Genomic DNA, 18,260 nt, shown 5'->3' with positions numbered 1-18,260 from the left:
TTTGCCAGCAGTGAACACCGGCCAGGGGAAGAACGCGCAGATCTCCGTCACCCGTCGCCGACGCTGGGGGCGCTCAGCCTTCGGCTGCTGCTTCAAGGGTGGCGATGTCGAGCTTGCCCATGCTCAGCATCGCCTTCATCGCTCGCTGGGCCTTGGCCTCGTCCGCAGCGGTGATCAGTTCGTACAGACGGCGCGGGACGATCTGCCAGGACAGGCCGTACTTGTCCTTCAGCCAGCCGCAGGGGCCGGGCTCGCCGCCCTCGCCGAGCTGCTGCCACAGCCGGTCCACCTCGTGCTGCGAGTCGCACAGGACCTCCAGCGAGATGGCCTCGGTGAACTTGAACTGCGGCCCGCCGTTGATGCCCACGAACTGCTGCCCGGCCAGCTCGAACAGCACGGTCATGACCGTTCCCGGCTCGCCCGGCCCCGCCTCGCCGTAGCGCTGCACGTGCACGACGCGCGAGTCGTCAAAGATGCCGGCGTAGTACCGCGCGGCCTCCTCGGCCGCGGTGTCGAACCAGAGGTTGGTGATGATCTTCTGCTTGATCTCGTACATGCCCGTCTCCCGTCTCGTCGCCATCATGCTGGCCGCAGACAGGTAGACCGGCCACCGCGGCAGAACTCATCGCGGGCACCGGAAAGGCCCGTGAGCACTTTGAGTCGCTGTAGCGGCTGCTCTGGATGTAGTGGTGGTAGGTGCGGCTATTGAAGCGAACGGCCTGTTCGCCTCGCCTATCCCGGATCCACCGAGTTGGTTTTGGCGTGGGTTGTTGATCAAGGTCTTGGGGGTGTTGATCGATAATGCTGGTGGTGGGTGTGCGGAGTCCGCCGGCCTGGTGGTCCGGCTTATCCACTGTGGTCTCCGGTCGGCGCCCGTAGGCGGGTGTGGTCAGGGGCAGGCCCCGGCTGGCGGGGGGTGGGTTGCGGTGAACAGGCTGGTGAAGGCCTGTTTCCAGTGCCAGTCGGCCGGGAGGTGCAGCACGATGCGGCGGGCGGAGCGGGCGATACGGGCCGGGATCGTGATGAGGTGCCGCCGCAGGGTGGTGGTGCGGGCTTTGGCGTGGAACTGCGACGCGAGACTGCCTGCGGCACGCATCAGGTTGTGGGTCAGCGCGGCCAGGGACAGCCAGGCGCCGTTGGCGGCGAGCTGCCCGGAGGGCAGGTGGGCCGCGGCGGAGTCGTTGAGGTCGGCGAAGACTTGCTCGATCGTCCCGGCGCGGCCGCGGTGCTCGGCCTCGGCGGTGAGCAGCTCGTGCGGGGAGTCGGTGAAGATCGCGTGATAAAGCCAGACCGGGAACAACTCGCCGGTGGCATCGGTGGTGGTGATCCGGGTGCGGCGCACGATCAGCCGGGCGGTGACCGCACGGCCGGGATTCTGGGTGACGTTGGTGAACGCCTCCAGTGTCGTTTCGGCGATCTCGCCCTCATAGATCCACTGCTTGGCGCGGTCGTCGAAGACCGGCCGGTTGAAACGCACGGTCTGCCATGTGTTCTCGTCGATCCCGGCGATCGCGGCCTTCACAGTCGCGGTGTGTTTGGCGGTGACCGAGAAATACGCCCCGGCTTTGCGGATCGCGGCGATGACCGGGCCGGTGAAAAACGCCGAATCACCCCGCACCACGATCGTCCCCGTCGCACCACACGCCCGGGCCGTCTTGATCGCCGAGGTGATCAGTGACGCCGCGCCGCGGGCGGAATTGGCGTTACCACCCCGCATCCGGGTCGCCGCCACCACCGGCGCCGTACCGGGGGTGGAGATCGTGGCCATCAGATAGTTCAGGCCCCGCACCTTCGTATACCCATACGCCGAGCCCTGCTTCCCCGCCCCGTAGACCTCTTTGATCTTCGAGTCGATATCGACGAACACCAGCTCATCGGCCCCCGGCAACAACCCGCACCGCCCGGCCAGGCGTTCCAGCACGATCCGGCCCAGCTTCTCCAGCTGCGCCACATGCCCATAGGTGAACCCACGCAGAAACGTGCCCAGCGTCGACGGCGCCCGGATCCCGTCGAACAACCGCGACATGCCACCGTGGCGGATCACACCCAGATCCTCGAACGAGTCCGCACCACAGGCCATCCCCGCCACGATCGAGGACACCTTCACACCCGGATTCGCCCCCGCCGACCCCACATCCGGCGACAATTTCACCGTCTGCTCAGCCAGATCAGCCACCCCGACCTGCTCGGCCAGCCGCAACACCGGCACCAATCCCGCACACGACACGAGATTCGGATCATCGAACCTCACCGACACCGCGCCGACACTATGCGATGCTTGCATCCAGCAGATGCCCTCTCATCCAGGAACCGATTGTCTCTCTTGCAAGAACAATCATCCCAGGCCAGAGGGCATCTGCCCCACCACGACACGACCCCCGCCTGCACAAACTTTCACCACAACACCGGTGGATCCGGGCCTATTGAGACAAACGGTCCGTTCGCCTCATTCCCCTCGGTGCCCACCGACACCGAGGGGAATGAGGCGAACGGACCGTTCACCTCGTCTATCGAGGCAAACAGGCCGTTCACTGCCCACCGCGCAACCGAGTTCACTAACAGCCGCTAGCGATCCAACGAGCTCACGAGCCTGAACAGCGGACACGGCTCGCTACCAGGTCGGACGCAGCGGGTAGTGGGCGTCGGTGCCGTCCAGGCGGACGCCGAGGACCTGGTGCAGTTGGACCATGTTGCGCTCGAAACCCAGCTGGCAGGCCGCCATGTAGAGCCGCCACACGCGCGCCCGGTCGAAGCCGACCTCGGCGACTGCCTCGTCCCAGTGCTCCTCCAGGTTCCGGCACCAACCGGCCAGCGTCAGCGCGTAGTGCTCCCGCAGGTTCTCGTCGTGCCGCACCTCGAAGCCGTTGTCGTTCATCGCCGACACGAGCGTGCCCACCGGCTCCAGCTCGCCGTCCGGGAAGACGTAACGGGCGATGAACTTGCCCGGCCGCGACCCGTGGCTGCCGTCCGGCCGGGTGATGCAGTGGTTGAGCAGCCGCCCACCGGGGCGCAGCTTGCCCGCCAGGAACGAGAAGTAGCCCGGCAGCTGCGCCAGGCCGATGTGCTCGGTGAGCCCGATCGAGCTGACCGCATCGAAGCCGGTCTCGGTGACGTCGCGGTAGTCCAGGTGGCGGATCTCGGCGAGGTCGGCCAGCCCGCGTTCGGCGATGGTCTTCTGCGCCCACTGCGCCTGCTGCCGGGACAACGTCACACCGAGCGCGCGCACCCCGTAGTGCTCGGCCGCATGCATCACCATGCCGCCCCAGCCGCAGCCGACGTCCAGCAACCGCATGCCTTCCTGCAGGCCGAGCTTGCGCGCCACCAGATCGTGCTTGGTGAACTGCGCCTCCTCCAAAGTGGACGTCGCCTCGGGGTACACCGCGCAGGTGTAGGCCATCGACGGGCCCAGCACCCACTCGTAGAACCGGTTGGACACGTCGTAGTGGTACGAGACCGACTTGCTGTCGCGGCGCTTCGAGTGCCGCCAGCCGCGCGAGCGGTGCTCCACCGCCGGCGGTCGCACCGGCCACCACAACCGGTACCCGGCCAGCTTCACCGCCAGTTCGCGCCGCAGGCTCGGCGAGACGTCGTTGAGCGCCACGCTGGGGAACGCGGTCAGCGCGGTGTACATGTCGCCGTGCACCTCGATCGCCCCGGTGACGTAGGCGCGCGCCAGGCCAAGCTCGCCCGGCGCGGCGGCGAGATGCGAAAGTGCGAGCGGCGAACGGATTTCCACGCACACATCCGCCGCGGCACGCCCGGCGCGACTGCCGTCGAACGCGCGGACCTCCACCGAGACGTCGCTTCCGAGGATGCGCGTGAACGCCTCTGCCCAGCCCATCAGCGGATCTCCTTCCTGCCGCTCAGTTCGAGGGCCGCGTGGGATTTGCTTTTATGCCCGAAGGGCATTCGAGCGACGTGCCCGGCCTGCCAAAAACGACGTGACCACGACTCAAGCTGCGTAGAAATCATCTTTCCCCCACGCATTTCTCGTACAGCCCGGGAAGCCGGCCCTTCGGGTCGTACCTCTCCTTCAACTGCTGGTAGGCGGGGCGGTTGTAGAGCTGCCAGAACTCCGCTTCCTCGAAATAGGAGTTGGAGTACAGCGACTTGTGCCCGCCGAGTTCGGTCACCGCGCGCTCGATGGCCCGGTTGTGCCGCCCCGGCGCCTCGCCCGGCTTCAGCGGCACCGTGGCCCAGAAACCGACGTTGACGTACAGCGTGTCCGGGTCCATCGGGTACAGCGGCCAGCCCTCGCGGTCGCGCAGTTGCACCGGGCACAGCCAGACCGGGGAGATCCCGATGTCGCGGTGGAAGAACTCCAGGAACTCCGGCAGCCGGTCCACCGGGATCTCCACGTCCTGGATCACCGGCTCATTGAGGCCCTTGCCGCGCAGCACCGCGATCCGGTCGGTGACCGAGTGACGGCGGTCCCAGGCCACGATCCGGCGGTAGACGTCGGAGCGGCGGTACTGCTGCGGCCAGAAGCGGCGGACCAGCGGGTGCTGCGCGCCGAGCGCGCGGGAGCACCAGAACCAGTCGGTGTCCCAGCGCCACAGGTAGTCGTGGATGCCCAGGTAGTCGACCTGCCGCTGCTGGATGGACCGGTAGTAGACCTGCTGCCCGGTGTAGTCGCTGGTGAACGGCGCCTTGTCCACATAGGACACCAGCGTCAGATACTGCTCGCGCGGGCTGAACACGGTGCCGTCGAGGAAGTCGACCGGCTCCCCGTCGAAGCTGCGGTCGCGGCAGATCTCGGCGATCGCCGTGGCGCATTCCCGCGCCGAGCCGAAGCGCACGTGCCGCAACCGGACGTACGGCTTGACCTGCTCCAGCTCGATCTCCAGCCGCAGCGCATAGCCCAGCGTGCCGTAGGAGTTCGGAAACCCCCGGAAGAGGTCGGCGTGCTCGTTGTCCGGCCGGGCCCGGACCACCTCACCGGCTCCGGTGAGGATCTCCATCTCCCGCACGGATTCATGCGGGAGACCGCTGCGGAAAGAGGTGGATTCGATGCCCAGCCCGGCGACCGCACCGCCGAGCGTGATCGTCTTGAGCTGGGGCACCACCAGCGGGATGTGCCCGGACGGCAGCAGCGCGTCGACGATGCTCTCGTAGGTCGCCATGCCCTGCACCTGCGCGGTGCGGCCGGCGGAATCCACCTCCAGCACCCGGTTGAACCGCCCGACGTCCAGTCCCGGCCCCTGCGACGGCGCGCGGAAGCGAAAGAGGTTCGAGGTCGGTTTGGCAAGGCGCACTGGCGCGCCGGCCGGCAACCGGCCGTACTGCGCCACCAGAGCGGATACTTCGTCGGAATGGCTTTCTGCCACGACTGTTCCCCGATCGGCCATGCCTCGACTCTATTGCTGGTCCAGCCCCCAGGCATCCCGTTTTACGTGGACCGAACATGGCCGCAATGCGGATGAAAGGGGTAAAGCAACCAGGTGGGACCGTCGGCGACGGTCGTCGAAGATCGCAAAACGCCAGGTGATCGACGTAGAACCGATGCGCTATCAAAGATTCTTGCTTGTTGCATGCAAATGCAGCGGGATTTCGGTCACATCGGCACCGGGCCGGTGCCGCACGCCGACCGTGAGCCTTCTGGGCGGCAACAGCAACCCGAAAGACTCACGGCCGGCGATGCGACTTCACCACGAACGGCGCAGCGCCCAGGCGCGCAGGCCGCGGAAGCCCTGCACCTTGGTCGGCCCCACCGAGATCAGCGGGTACTCCGGGTGCCCCCGCAAGGCGGCCGCCAGCTCCCGGTCCACCAGCACCGAGGCCGGGCGCGCCACCGACGCGAAGGTCTCGATCTTCGTCGCACCCCCCGGGGCCGCCCACCGGGCGTTTGTCCGCTCGACCAAACGAGGCTCGAAACTCTCATCTGACCCCACAACCAAGTGACGCGTCGGCGGCGCGTAGGTTTCGCCGCGACGTGCAAACCCTTCGGTGATGCAGGACACGGACGACGTTGCGCGGAACGTCCACCGGGCCGGATCACGCGATGTACGTACCCTTTCGCGCAGGACGAACGCATTCGGGAGAATCCGTGACCACACCAAGCCTGACCCCAGGGCGGGGGATATTCCGCCGCAAGCCGATCGACTCGATCGTCGAGGACGACGGCGAGTCCGGGCTCAAGCGCTCGCTGGGCCTGTGGCAGCTCACCGCGATCGGCGTCGGCGGCATCATCGGCGCCGGGATCTTCTCCCTGGCCGGCGCCGTCGCCAACGAAAAGGCCGGACCCGCGGTGTTGATCTCCTTCCTGATCGCGGGTATCGCCAGCGCGGCCGCGGCGTTCTCCTACGCGGAGTTCGCGGGCATGATCCCCAAGGCTGGTTCGGCCTACACCTACGGATACGCGGTGCTCGGCGAGGTCGTCGGCTGGCTGATCGGCTGGGACCTGTTACTGGAGTACACCGCGATCGTCGCGGTGGTCGCCATCGGCATCTCGGGTTACTTCAACGAGCTGCTCGGCTTCCTGCACATCGATCTGCCGCTGTGGATGATGGGCGCGCCGGGCACCGAGGACGGCGCCGCCCCGGCGGGTAGCTACAAGATCAACCTGTTCGCGGCGCTGCTGTGCCTGCTGATCGCCTTCATCCTCAACCAGGGCATGAAGAGCGCGGCGCGCTTCGAAACGCTGCTGGTGTACCTGAAGGTCGCCGTGGTGCTGGTCGTGATCGTCGTCGGCGCGTTCCACATCAACACCGGCAACTACAACCCGTTCTTCCCCTTCGGCATCAGCGGCGCGTTCGCCGGTGCGGCAACGGTGTTCTTCGCGGTGTTCGGCTACGACGCGATGAGCACGGCGGCGGAGGAGTCCAAGGACGCCCAGCGGCACATGCCGAAAGCGATCATGTACTCGCTGGCCATCTCGATGGTGCTCTACGTGCTGGCCTGCCTGGTGCTGACCGGCATGATCCCGTACCAGCAGATCAGCGCCGAGAGCGCGTTCGCCACCGCCTTCGCCGACGTCGGTCTGCCGGTGCTGGGCGCGATCATCGCCGTCGGCGCCATCCTGGGCATCCTCACCGTGCTGTTCACCTTCATGCTCGGTGTGACCCGGGTGGGCTTCGCGATGAGCCGGGACGGCCTGCTGCCGAAGTGGTTCTCCAAGACCCACCCGGTGCGCAAGGTGCCGAGCCGCTTCACCTGGCTAATCGGTATCGCCTCGGCGCTGATCGCGGGTCTGCTGCCGATCGGCGAGGCCGCGGAGTTGACCAACATCGGTATCCTGCTGGCGTTCGTGATCGTGTGCGCCGCGGTCATCGTCCTCCGCTACAAGCGGCCGGAGCTGCCACGCGGGTTCAAGTGCCCCGGCATGCCGGTCGTGCCGATCATCGGCATCGTGTTCTCGATCTGGCTGGTCACCTTCCTCGACCCGGTGACGTGGCTGCGGTTCGCCGTCTGGTTCGCCATCGGGCTGGTGATCTACTTCGCCTACGGCTACCGGAAGTCGAAGCTCAACGAGCTCTCGTCCACCGACCCCCAGAAGTAAGCCGTTGACCCCGGTCGGAGGACCGGGAACTCGGAACTCGGAACGCCGGACGTCGTCTCCCCATACGACGTCCGGCGTCCCGGCGTTCCGGCGTTCGAGTGCGATTTCAATGGAAATCGAAGGTCCAATTTCCATTGAAAATGCTGGAAATGGAATTTGGTGTCCGCGAAGCGGAAGAACGTCGCGATCGATCAAGGGTGTTCGCTGCGTCTCAGCGTGCGCTGGATCACAGCGTCGCACGGCTTCGGCGTCCTAGGGTTTTTCCCAGCGTCGCCGGAAGTTTTACGGGGGCGTCTGAGTTCCTACCGGGCCTCAATGCCGAGGGGTGCCTGTGACGCGTGTTCGCGAACTGAGCCCGTATGTCGAGTTGCACCGCGCGCAGTGGCGGGAACTACGCGACTCCCTTCCCCTGCCGCTGACCGAGGACGAGCTCGTCGCCCTGCGCGGGCTCGGCGAGCCGGTCGACCTCGCCGAGGTCGCCGACGTCTACCTGCCGCTGTCGCGGCTGATCAGCCTCCAGGTGGCCGCCCGCCAGCGGCTGCACGAGACCACCACGACGTTCCTGGGCGAGGAGACCCGTGGCACGAAGGTGCCGTTCGTGATCGGCATCGCGGGCAGCGTCGCAGTCGGCAAGTCGACCACCGCGCGGATCCTGCGCACGCTGCTGGCCCGCTGGCCCGACCACCCGCGGGTCGACCTGGTCACCACCGACGGCTTCCTGTACCCGAAGGCCGAGCTGGTGCGCCGCGGCCTGATGCACCGCAAGGGCTTCCCCGAGAGCTACGACCGGCGGGCGCTGCTGCGCTTCGTCACCGAGGTGAAGTCCGGGGCGCCGGAGGTGGCCGCGCCGGTCTACTCGCACGTCGCCTACGACATCCTGCCCGGCGAGCAGCACGTGGTCCGCAAGCCGGACATCTTGATCATCGAGGGGCTTAACGTGCTGCAGCCCGCGCCGAGCCTGGCCGTGTCGGACCTGTTCGACTTCTCGATCTACGTCGACGCGCACACCGACCACATCGCCCGCTGGTACACCGACCGCTTCCTGGCGCTGCGCAGCACGGCGTTCGCGAACCCGAACTCGCACTTCCACCACTTCGCCGAGCTCTCCGACTCCGAGGCCCGCGCCGAGGCCGAGCACCTGTGGCGCACGATCAACGAACCGAACCTGGTGGAAAACATCCTCCCGACCCGCCCCCGCGCAACCCTGGTGCTGCGCAAGGACATCGACCACTCGATCAACCGGGTCCGCCTCCGCAAGCTCTGACGCCGCCAGACAGCAGCTCGGAGCCTAGCTGCGGTGACAGACCTCGAATTGAGTCACCATTGACATATGATGGTGACATGGCCGCTGCACGAGTGACCGTGTCCGACCTCATCCACCGGAGTGGCGAGGTGTTCGATCGGCTGCAGCACGAGCGGCGCCTGATCATCACGCGCAACGGCAAGCTCGTCGGAGTACTCACCGCCCCCAATCCTGACGAAATGCTCCTCGACGAGTGGGTCGACCGAGGCGAGGTGCCAGAAGACTGGCGACAGCGCCAGCAGCGACTTCGGTCTTGGCTGCGCAATGCTCCGGCGCGCAACGCCCAAGCCGGTGAACCCGTCGGCTCAGCCGCCATCCTCGCGGATCGCGAGGAGACCGACCGGTGATCTATCTGGATTCCTGCGCAGCCATCAAGTTGATCATTCCGGAATCCGAGTCCGATGCACTGATCAGTTGGCTGGAGTCACACGACGAACCGTTGATCTCATCAAGGCTGCTGCGAGTCGAACTGCACCGCGCATTGACCCGACTCGGGGCCGATCGTGCGGTGCGCAACGCTGCCGACGAATTCCTGGATGGTCTCCTGCTCCGACCCGTCGACCCGGTGCTAGCCGCAGCCGCTGCACTGAACGGCACCCACCTGCGAAGCTTGGACTCGATCCACCTGGCCACGGCGTTGGATGCCCGGATCGCACTGACGGCATTCGTCACCTACGACAAGCGACTCGCTGAGGCTGCCTCCGAGGCTGCGCTCCCGGTCGAAGCACCAGCTTGACCCTCATCGGGGACGGGCGAGCACGAATCACGACGACGGCGGTGCCGGCAACTGCTGGCTGCTGCACGCGGACAGCATCGCGGACAACGGCGAGTGGACCGCGTACGACTGGTGGCCCGGCGACGGTGATGATCCGGAGCCCTACGACGACTTCGCCTTGCTGGTGGCGAGTATCCGCAAGAACGCTAGCGAGTAGCTGTCAGCGGCGGGCGGTCCGGCGGGCGAGCAGTAGTTGCAGGTGGGCGCTCAGGCGTTCCGTCGGGTTGGCGAAGTCGATGCCCGTGATCTCACCGGCCCGGCGGACCCGGTAGCGGAGGGTGTTCGGGTGGACGTGCAAGCCGTCGCTGGCCGCGCGGACGTCGCCGAAGGCCTCCAGGTACGCCAGCAGCGAGCGGGCCAGGTCGGTTCCGTGCTCCGCGTCGTGCTCGTGCAGCGCCGCCAGGCGGGAGTCGCGGAACTGCTCGTTGCCCTGCAGCACCGTCAGGATCTCGCTGATCACCACCTGCGCCCGCACATCCGAGATGGTGGCGATCTCCGCGTGCAGGTCGTGGGTCATCGCGTCAAGGATCCGGTCCGCCTCGGTGCGCGACTCCGCCACCTCGTCCAGCGTCCGGACCGCCGATCCAACGCCCACCTGCACCCGAGCCCGCAGGTGCTGCTTGGCGGTAGCCACGATCTCCCTGGTCAGGCTCAACGCCGACGCCACCGCCGAGCGTTCCGGCAGGTCCGGCAGCAGCACGTACACCCGTGAACCGATCGTGGTGACCAGCGCGCTGCGCCGGTAGGCCGAGGCGTGCACCGAGATCAGGCTGGTCATCTCGGACCGCTGCAGCTCCAGTTCGGAGCGGTCCGCGCTGGCGTCCGACGGGCGCAGCGTGAACACCACGACCACCGCCGGCTTCGCCGGATCCGCACCGATGTTGTCGGCCACCGACTGGGCGTCGATGAGGCCGTCCAGCAAACCGGTCAGCAGGTTCTCCCGGAACCGCGGCCCGGCCGTGGCCTCGGTGCGCTGCCGGATCAGCTGCAGCGCCGCCACGCGCGCCGCGCCCAGCAGCGCCCGCTCGGAATGCTCGGACAGCGGCCGCTTGCCCTCCTGCACCCAGATCGTGCCCAGCGGTTGGGCGCCCGCATGGATGCCGACCGCCATCCGGCGGCGGATGCCCAGGTCCGGCCGCTCGTCGATGCGCACGACGTCCTCACCGGCGCGCAACCGCTGGTAGACGCCCCATTCCCGGAGCATCGCCAGGTACGGCTCCGGCCCCTGCCGCCCCAGGATCGACAGGCGGCGCAGCTCGTCGACCTCGTCGTCGGAGCGCGAATACGCCAGCACGCGGCTCGCGGTGTCCTCGATCGCGACGATGCCGTCGGTCATTGCCGCCACCGTTTGGGCCAGCGAGAACAGGTCGCCCAGCGCCTCGCCCAGGTCCGCGTCGGTGGTCAGCCGGGCGTTGTCGACGGCCGAACGCGCGAAGGACTCCAGCCGCTCCCAGCGGACCTCGGGCCGCACGCCGAGCAGCGCGATCCGGCAGTCGATCGCGGTGTCGCGCAAGGCCCGCGCGTCGGTTTCGGAGTCGACCTTCACCGCCACGGCGGCCGCCCCGTCGCGGGCCGCGGCGCGCACCAGCCGGGCGGCTGCCCTGCCCCGCGCGCCGATGACCAGCACGAAATCGCCGCTGCGACCGCTGCCGGACTCCTCCTCCGGGTCGACAATTACGACGTCGCGCACCTCGACGTCGAAGCCGCGCGGCGCCGCGAGCACGTCGACCAGCGGTTCCCCCACTGCGATCAGGAGTTGGCGCAATGGCACGCCCACCACGGCAACGCCCACGGCGTCAACTTCGACCTCGTGCAACCCAAGGACCCCACTTGTCCAACCGAACAATCCAGCAATGTCAACGATAGCCGAACGGACAAGCCCGGGGCGCTAACGAAACCTTAACCTCCCAAGTGACAGGACCCTTTCCCGACAGCGACTTCCCGCAAGGAGGCGAAATTGGCCATGGACGCCATCACTTCGGTACCGGTGCCTTACAACGAGCCGGTCAAGGGCTATGCGCCCGGCTCGCCGGAGCGGGAGTCGCTGCAGAAGCGGGTCGCGGAGCTGGAGTCCGAGCGCATCGACCTGACCCAGACCATCGGTGGCGTGCAGCGGCTCGGCGGCGGCGAGCGCTTCGACGTCGTTCAGCCGCATGACCACCAGCACGTGCTGGGCACCGCCGCGCAGGCCACCACCCAGGATGTCGCCGACGCCGTGCAGGCCGCCAAGGACGCCGCCCCCGCCTGGGCCGCGACGTCGTTCGACGAGCGCGCCGCGGTGCTGCTGCGCGCCGCGGACCTGTTGGCGGGGCCGTGGCGGGACACCATCAACGCCGCCACCATCCTGGGCCAGTCCAAGTCGGCGCAACAGGCCGAGATCGACGCCGCGTGCGAGTTCATCGACTTCCTGCGGTTCAACGTCCACTACGCCCGGCGGATCATCGCCGAACAGCCGCGGTCGGTGCCCGGCGAGTGGAACCGCATGGACTACCGCCCCCTGGACGGGTTCGTCACCGCGATCACGCCGTTCAACTTCACCGCCATCGCCGGCAACCTGCCCACCGCCCCGGCGCTGATGGGCAACACCGTGGTGTGGAAGCCGACGCCCTCGCAGCAGTTCGCCGCGCACTTCACCATGCGCCTGTTCGAGGCCGCCGGCCTGCCGCCCGGGGTGATCAACCTGGTCACCGGCGACGGCCAGGCCGTCAGCGAGGTCGCGCTGACCGACCCCGGCTTCGCCGGCCTGCACTTCACCGGCTCCACCGCCACCTTCAAGAAGCTGTGGCGGATCATCGGCGACAACCTCGACGCCTACCGCTCCTATCCGCGCATCGTCGGCGAGACCGGCGGCAAGGACTTCATCGTCGTCCACCCCTCGGCCAACCCCGCCCCGCTGGCGGCGGCGTTCGCCCGGGGCGCGTTCGAGTACCAGGGCCAGAAGTGCTCCGCAGCCTCCCGCGCCTACGTGCCGCGCTCCATCTGGGAGGGCGGGCTGCGCGACGAGCTGGCGGAGCTGACCCGCACCATCCGCTACGGCGACGTCACCGACTTCTCCCACTTCGGCGGCGCCGTCATCGACCACCGCGCCTTCGCCAAGCACAAGGCAGCGCTGGACCGAGCGGCCAAGACCGACTCCATCGAGGTACTCGTCGGCGGCGGCTACGACGACTCCACCGGCTACTTCGTCGAGCCCACCGTGCTGGTCTGCGACGACCCCAGCGACGAGGTGTTCAACACCGAGTACTTCGGGCCGATCATCGCCGTGCACGTCTACGACGACGCCAAGTACTCCGGCATCCTCGACGTCGTCGACGCCTCCAGCCCCTACGCGCTCACCGGTGCGGTGTTCGCCACCGACCGCAGCGCCATCGAGCTGGCGCACCAGAAGCTGCGCGGCGCGGCCGGCAACTTCTACGTCAACGACAAGCCCACCGGATCCATCGTGTCCCGCCAGCCCTTCGGCGGCAGCCGCGGCTCCGGCACCAACGACAAGGCCGGTTCGCTGCTGAACATCCAGCGCTGGACCAGCCCCCGGGCCATCAAGGAAACCTGGGACGCCCCCACCCACATCGGCTACCCGCACATGGGCTGAGGGCTGGCCGGAACACGATTCACTCCGAACCCTTCGCCGGTGCGCCTCCGGCGAACCGCGGCACGCAATTTCGACTGCAACCAACGCGGAAGGCAGGAGATTCCCGAACCCCGAGCACAGCTGCGAAGAAGGAGACCCACGATGCTGCGCAGCACCCTGCTGGCCGCCGCCCGTTCCCAGGGCGTGCGCCGACTCGTGGAGGCCAACCCGCTGACCAAGCCGGTCGTAGCGCGGTTCGTCGCCGGCACCACGCCCGAGGACGCGGTCCGGGCTACCCGGGCCCTGCGTGACCAGAACATGTACGTCACGCTCGACCACCTCGGCGAAGACACCCTCGCTGCGCAGCAGGCCGCCGACACCGTCCGCGCCTACCAGCAGATGCTGCAGGTGCTCTCCGCCGAGAGCCTGGCCGACCGGGCCGAGGTCTCGGTGAAGCTCTCCGCGGTCGGGCAGTTCCTGCCCGCCGACGGCGAGAAGATCGCCCTGGACAACGCGCGGCTGATCTGCGAGGCCGCGGCCGCCGCCGGGACCACGGTGACCCTCGACATGGAGGACCACACCACCACGGACTCGACGCTGGGCATCCTCCGCGACCTGCGAGTCGACTTCCCGTGGGTCGGCGCGGTGCTGCAGGCCTACCTGCATCGCACCGAGCAGGACTGCCGCGACCTGGCGGGCGAGGGCTCCCGGGTGCGGCTGTGCAAGGGCGCGTACTCCGAACCGGCTTCGGTCGCCTATCAGGACAAGGCCGAGGTGGACCGCTCCTACGTCCGCTGCCTGAAGATCCTGATGGAGGGCGACGGTTACCCGATGGTGGCCAGCCACGACCCGCGGATGGTGGCGATCGCCGCCGACCTGGCCGCGCGGTCCGGGCGCAGCGCGGACAGCTACGAGTTCCAGATGCTGTACGGCATCCGGGCCGCGGAGCAGAAGCGGATCGCTTCCGAAGGCAACAAGCTGCGGGTTTACGTGGCCTACGGCGACGAGTGGTACGGCTACTTCATGCGCCGCCTCGCCGAGCGCCCGGCCAACCTGGTCTTCTTCCTGCGTTCGCTGCTCTCCCAGAACTGACCCGGCGCCCCGGAAGGCCCGGCCCGAAGCGCTTTCGGGCCGGGCATCTTCATGCGCCGCAGATCACGTCGCACGCCCGGTTAACGCCGCAATCTGGATTTTGAAAGCATATTCGCGATCACCGGGCTGGCTCAGGCGCGCTGCTTGCGGCGGTGGTGGAGGTTCGCGAGCGCCGTGATCGCGAAGGCGCAGGCCACGACCACCGCCAGCGCCAGCGCCATGCCGAGTTTGTTGGTCGCGATAAACGGTGGCACGAACGCCGGGAGGTAGGCCGTTGCCTCCGAGCCGGTCCAGCCGACCAGGGCAGGCGTGCTGGCTTGCGGGGTAGGACGTTCGGCCGCGGCCGGACCCGCGCGCAGCTCATCGACTCGCAATGGATCACCGACCCCTGTTTGCGGCAGTGCGACGTCTCCCCACCCCGTGGCGGCCCGCGTACAAGTACGAGCTCGGTGTCAGCCCCGACGCGCTCGACGGCGTGCACCTGTGGATCTCGGGCACTGGCTGTTGCCCGGCATTCAAAATGAACATGACGGAGACGCTGTAGATGAGCACGAACAGGGCACCGTTCGTGCTCACGGTGACGCCGTCATGCTCATCCTGTCGGCCCTCGCCCTCCGTGCCGGTGACCAACTGCGGACACACTGATTCCACGACATGTCCGTGTTGATCATGGTGGAGCGAGCAGGCGACCAGCGGTGAAAACCCCGATCAGCGTCCACGCCTGGACAGGTCGGGCGAAACGGCGCCGCCAGGCCAGCACGGCCGCAGCCAACGCGCACAGCGCGTCGCCCAACGCCGTGGCCTGCACCGTGAGGTCCACCAGCAGGTCCTGGTCCAGCTCGAACGTCCGCTGCACACCTTGACGCCGCAGCCATTCCACCTGATCGCCCCGGACGCCACGCAGCCAGTGCCGCACCGTGGAGACCGGGCGGCCCAGCTCACGCGCGATCGAGCGGTAACCCTGCCCACGCGCCTTCGCGACCAGCGCCGCGCCGATGACCTCGGCCGCGTCGGCCCGCCGGGGCAGGCACCAGGCCGGCATGAGCACCTGGGTGGCCCGGCAACCCGAACAGCGTGCCCGGCGCGGTCGCACCAGGCTGTGCGAACCGTCGAGCTGTCGGATCTGTCGGGCCGACGCGGAGGACCACGGTCGTAGCACCGCCGAGCAGTGTGGACAGCTCAGCGCACCGGCGTGCAAGTCGACCTCGGCCTGCTCGACGTCCAGCACGATGATCACGGCGGCGGGCTCCTCGCACAGTGGTCCAGCATGCCTATCACGCTTGTGGCGGTCCAGGGGCCAGTTCGCGTTGCTGATCGTGGTCCTGGATCGTCCATAGTCGACGGACGGCCGGGCGATGTGCTGCCGTCACGATGAACATGAGGGATCAGGAGCGGTCAGCCCTGTGCTGGGCGGGCGCGCGTGGTGTTCATTCTGCCGCCGGGGACGAAGCTCTTGGGCGTGCTCACCGTCAATGCCGCCGACAGGGCTCCACGTCCTCATCCAGAACGCCGGACAACAACTGGCTCGTATCTGCCCACCGTCGGGTGGCTGGACAACTACAACGCTCAGACCTACCCGAACACCGAAGCCACCGGTGTCGAGATGTACGCCGCCGGCGGGGACGTGCACCTCGCCAGCCCCGAACCCGCGATCCGGCCGAACCCTGCGCCGAGACCGCTCGCCTCAGCCTTCCCAGAGGTCTTCCAGTCACGAGCCACCGCATCGACCAGTTCGTCAAGGAGGCCACGCTCCCGCGAATCTTGCCGACCGATTCTTTCGGCGACGCGCCGTGCGAAGTCCTCTAGTCTAGCTGTTCGCGAGCGCGGGCGAGCAGCTCGATTGCTTCCTTCCGAGCCCGCTCACCAGGATCCGAAAATGGCGCGACAGAAACAACGTTGGAACTCCCAGCAGCGGCATTGGCCTGGTTCTGTGCATTGGCTTGCGCGACGGCCGCGTTACTCTGCTGTGGCCCTCTCCGTTGCGGCTTAGCCCTTTTCCCATTGGGCGATGGCTTTCGGCCGCTCGCCCCTGAGCCCAACGCAGCGTCGATGCGTATTCAGTCAACGAAGTCGAAGCAGCATCCAGCAGATCGCAGACCTTGAGCCACTTCGGTGGTTCTTTCGAGAACAGGTCCATGAACGCGGTGCTTGCCTCGCCTGTCCAGCCGACGATGTCGACACGCTTGAGATCGTCTCCCACCGTGCCGAACTTCTCGCTCTGCTGACCCAGCTTGGTGACTGTGTCCTCAATGGAGCTCGGTTCGCCTGGAATCAAGCATTGTCCGCCCTGCCCGGGTATGCGCGGCCTCAGCCGGGAGATCCCGACACTGTGCGGGTGGTGGCCCGCTCGGACTCCGCCGGCGCAACCCATGCCCTCGCCCAAGCGTGCCGGGATCGTGGGGTATGGTTCTCCTTCGGATTCCCCGTGGACACCCGCATCCAGGCCATTGTCGATCAGATTCCCGAACAGCCGACCACCTGGCGGATGTTGGACCGGATCGACGAAAAGCATCTGCCGGAGGTGCGTGCCGCGCGGGCAGCGGCCCGGGAACGCGCGTGGGCCGCGGGCGCGGGCCCTGACCTGACGGGGCTGCTGCAGATCGACTTCGACGGAGGACTTCACCCGGGACCGGTCGGACTTCAAAGTCGCCACGATCATCGCCAAACGCGTCGCGGAACTGCGCTGCTATGTGCCTTACGTGCTGGAGGGGCACTGGTGCCGGCTGCGGCATCTGGGAGCCCGCCGCGCCGACCAGCTCGTCGCAGCCGGAGCGGCCCGCCAGCGCCTGCGTGACCTGCTGGAATGCGCGTGGCCGGCGGTACTGGCCACCGCTGGTGATCCACTGGAAGCGATCACCTGGCGGGCAGCCCTGGCGGTGTCCACCGACCCCGCCCGGATCGTGGACATGGGCTTCGACGCCTTCGCTACGGCGGTGCGCGACGATCCCCCGCTTCCCGGAAGTTACCGGCCCCGGCCAGCGCTGCGAACACCGTTACCGCCAGCACTGAACCAACCCGGTGACGTGTTGCCCGGCATTCAAAATGAACATGACGGAGACGCTGTAGATGAGCACGAACAGGGCACCGTTCGTGCTCACGGTGACGCCGTCATGCTCATCCTGTCGGCCCTCGCCCTCCGTGCCGGTGACCAACTGCGGACACACTGATTCCACGACATGTCCGTGTTGATCATGGTGGAGCGAGCAGGCGACCAGCGGTGAAAACCCCGATCAGCGTCCACGCCTGGACAGGTCGGGCGAAACGGCGCCGCCAGGCCAGCACGGCCGCAGCCAACGCGCACAGCGCGTCGCCCAACGCCGTGGCCTGCACCGTGAGGTCCACCAGCAGGTCCTGGTCCAGCTCGAACGTCCGCTGCACACCTTGACGCCGCAGCCATTCCACCTGATCGCCCCGGACGCCACGCAGCCAGTGCCGCACCGTGGAGACCGGGCGGCCCAGCTCACGCGCGATCGAGCGGTAACCCTGCCCACGCGCCTTCGCGACCAGCGCCGCGCCGATGACCTCGGCCGCGTCGGCCCGCCGGGGCAGGCACCAGGCCGGCATGAGCACCTGGGTGGCCCGGCAACCCGAACAGCGTGCCCGGCGCGGTCGCACCAGGCTGTGCGAACCGTCGAGCTGTCGGATCTGTCGGGCCGACGCGGAGGACCACGGTCGTAGCACCGCCGAGCAGTGTGGACAGCTCAGCGCACCGGCGTGCAAGTCGACCTCGGCCTGCTCGACGTCCAGCACGATGATCACGGCGGCGGGCTCCTCGCACAGTGGTCCAGCATGCCTATCACGCTTGTGGCGGTCCAGGGGCCAGTTCGCGTTGCTGATCGTGGTCCTGGATCGTCCATAGTCGACGGACGGCCGGGCGATGTGCTGCCGTCACGATGAACATGAGGGATCAGGAGCGGTCAGCCCTGTGCTGGGCGGGCGCGCGTGGTGTTCATTCTGCCGCCGGGGACGAAGCTCTTGGGCGTGCTCACCGTCAATGCCGCCGACAGGGCTCCACGTCCTC

General features: G+C 67.8%; 17 protein-coding genes. 7 read left to right on the top strand and 10 right to left on the bottom strand.

From position 1 onward, the window contains the following. Nucleotides 1-73: 73 nt before the first annotated feature. The 5 genes from DL519_RS40290 to DL519_RS40270 all read right to left on the bottom strand — a co-directional run bounded on the left by DL519_RS40290 (nt 74) and on the right by DL519_RS40270 (nt 5,861). Nucleotides 74-556 carry a VOC family protein gene (locus DL519_RS40290; protein ID WP_190822728.1) on the bottom strand — a complete coding sequence of 161 codons (483 nt, stop codon included), beginning with the start codon at nt 554-556 and terminating at the stop codon, nt 74-76. Nucleotides 557-889: 333 nt separating this feature from the next. Beyond that, the gene (locus DL519_RS40285) at nt 890-2,284 is read right to left on the bottom strand and encodes an IS1380 family transposase (protein WP_190814282.1); all 1,395 of its coding nucleotides are present in this window, start codon (nt 2,282-2,284) and stop codon (nt 890-892) included. Nucleotides 2,285-2,611: 327 nt separating this feature from the next. Further along, nucleotides 2,612-3,841, bottom strand: coding sequence for an SAM-dependent methyltransferase (locus tag DL519_RS40280; protein ID WP_190822726.1), 1,230 nt, complete (start codon nt 3,839-3,841; stop codon nt 2,612-2,614). Between the two features lie 127 nt (nt 3,842-3,968). Then, nucleotides 3,969-5,348: an FAD-binding oxidoreductase gene (locus tag DL519_RS40275; protein WP_190822724.1), complete on the bottom strand. Its 1,380-nt coding sequence runs from the start codon at nt 5,346-5,348 to the stop codon at nt 3,969-3,971. Nucleotides 5,349-5,645: 297 nt separating this feature from the next. Next, nucleotides 5,646-5,861 (bottom strand): hypothetical protein, encoded by a 216-nt coding sequence (locus tag DL519_RS40270; RefSeq protein WP_223840072.1) that lies wholly within the window; start codon nt 5,859-5,861, stop codon nt 5,646-5,648. A 185-nt stretch (nt 5,862-6,046) separates the two neighbouring features. On the opposite strand from DL519_RS40270, the gene DL519_RS40265 reads away from it, so the two are divergent. The 4 genes from DL519_RS40265 (at nt 6,047) to DL519_RS40250 (ending at nt 9,537) form a co-directional block, all read left to right on the top strand. Beyond that, a complete protein-coding gene (locus tag DL519_RS40265) occupies nt 6,047-7,498 on the top strand; it encodes an amino acid permease (protein ID WP_190822722.1) in 1,452 nt (483 codons plus the stop codon). 331 nt (nt 7,499-7,829) lie between these two features. Next, on the top strand, nt 7,830-8,762 hold the full coding sequence (gene coaA / locus DL519_RS40260) for a type I pantothenate kinase (RefSeq protein WP_190822720.1): 933 nt from the start codon (nt 7,830-7,832) through the stop codon (nt 8,760-8,762). Nucleotides 8,763-8,839: 77 nt separating this feature from the next. Beyond that, the gene (locus DL519_RS40255; protein WP_190822717.1) at nt 8,840-9,148 is read left to right on the top strand and encodes a hypothetical protein; all 309 of its coding nucleotides are present in this window, start codon (nt 8,840-8,842) and stop codon (nt 9,146-9,148) included. Beyond that, nucleotides 9,145-9,537, top strand: coding sequence for a type II toxin-antitoxin system VapC family toxin (locus DL519_RS40250; RefSeq protein ID WP_190822716.1), 393 nt, complete (start codon nt 9,145-9,147; stop codon nt 9,535-9,537). Before DL519_RS40255 ends, DL519_RS40250 begins: the two co-directional genes overlap by 4 nt. A gap of 199 nt (nt 9,538-9,736) precedes the next feature. Here the strand turns inward: DL519_RS40250 and DL519_RS40245 are convergent, their stop codons facing one another. After that, entirely contained in the window at nt 9,737-11,392 is a 1,656-nt protein-coding gene (locus DL519_RS40245) for a PucR family transcriptional regulator (RefSeq protein WP_223840071.1), read from the bottom strand. Nucleotides 11,393-11,539: 147 nt separating this feature from the next. Here DL519_RS40245 and pruA point away from each other — a divergent pair, with 147 nt between their 5' ends. Continuing rightward, nucleotides 11,540-13,168, top strand: coding sequence for an L-glutamate gamma-semialdehyde dehydrogenase (gene pruA / locus DL519_RS40240; RefSeq protein ID WP_190822714.1), 1,629 nt, complete (start codon nt 11,540-11,542; stop codon nt 13,166-13,168). A 141-nt stretch (nt 13,169-13,309) separates the two neighbouring features. After that, a complete protein-coding gene (locus tag DL519_RS40235) occupies nt 13,310-14,239 on the top strand; it encodes a proline dehydrogenase family protein (protein ID WP_190822712.1) in 930 nt (309 codons plus the stop codon). Between the two features lie 131 nt (nt 14,240-14,370). Here DL519_RS40235 and DL519_RS40230 read toward each other — a convergent pair whose 3' ends face one another. The 3 genes from DL519_RS40230 to DL519_RS50590 form a co-directional block, all read right to left on the bottom strand. Continuing rightward, nucleotides 14,371-14,613 carry a hypothetical protein gene (locus DL519_RS40230; protein WP_190822710.1) on the bottom strand — a complete coding sequence of 81 codons (243 nt, stop codon included), beginning with the start codon at nt 14,611-14,613 and terminating at the stop codon, nt 14,371-14,373. 293 nt (nt 14,614-14,906) lie between these two features. After that, nucleotides 14,907-15,476 (bottom strand): DUF6431 domain-containing protein, encoded by a 570-nt coding sequence (locus DL519_RS40225; protein WP_223840070.1) that lies wholly within the window; start codon nt 15,474-15,476, stop codon nt 14,907-14,909. 570 nt (nt 15,477-16,046) lie between these two features. Continuing rightward, complete coding sequence (locus tag DL519_RS50590; protein ID WP_190822709.1) at nt 16,047-16,898, bottom strand: WXG100 family type VII secretion target; 852 nt, start codon at nt 16,896-16,898, stop codon at nt 16,047-16,049. A gap of 40 nt (nt 16,899-16,938) precedes the next feature. Between DL519_RS50590 and DL519_RS40215 the strand changes: the two genes are divergently transcribed. After that, entirely contained in the window at nt 16,939-17,406 is a 468-nt protein-coding gene (locus tag DL519_RS40215; RefSeq protein WP_190822707.1) for a hypothetical protein, read from the top strand. Between the two features lie 22 nt (nt 17,407-17,428). On the opposite strand, the gene DL519_RS40210 is transcribed toward DL519_RS40215, so the two are convergent. Beyond that, on the bottom strand, nt 17,429-17,998 hold the full coding sequence (locus DL519_RS40210; protein WP_223840070.1) for a DUF6431 domain-containing protein: 570 nt from the start codon (nt 17,996-17,998) through the stop codon (nt 17,429-17,431). Nucleotides 17,999-18,260 lie beyond the last annotated feature (262 nt).

This window comes from Saccharopolyspora pogona, assembly GCF_014697215.1.
Classification (GTDB): domain Bacteria; phylum Actinomycetota; class Actinomycetes; order Mycobacteriales; family Pseudonocardiaceae; genus Saccharopolyspora; species Saccharopolyspora hattusasensis.
Note: the sequence above shows the minus strand (reverse complement) of the source record. Positions and strands in the feature narration are given on the sequence as shown.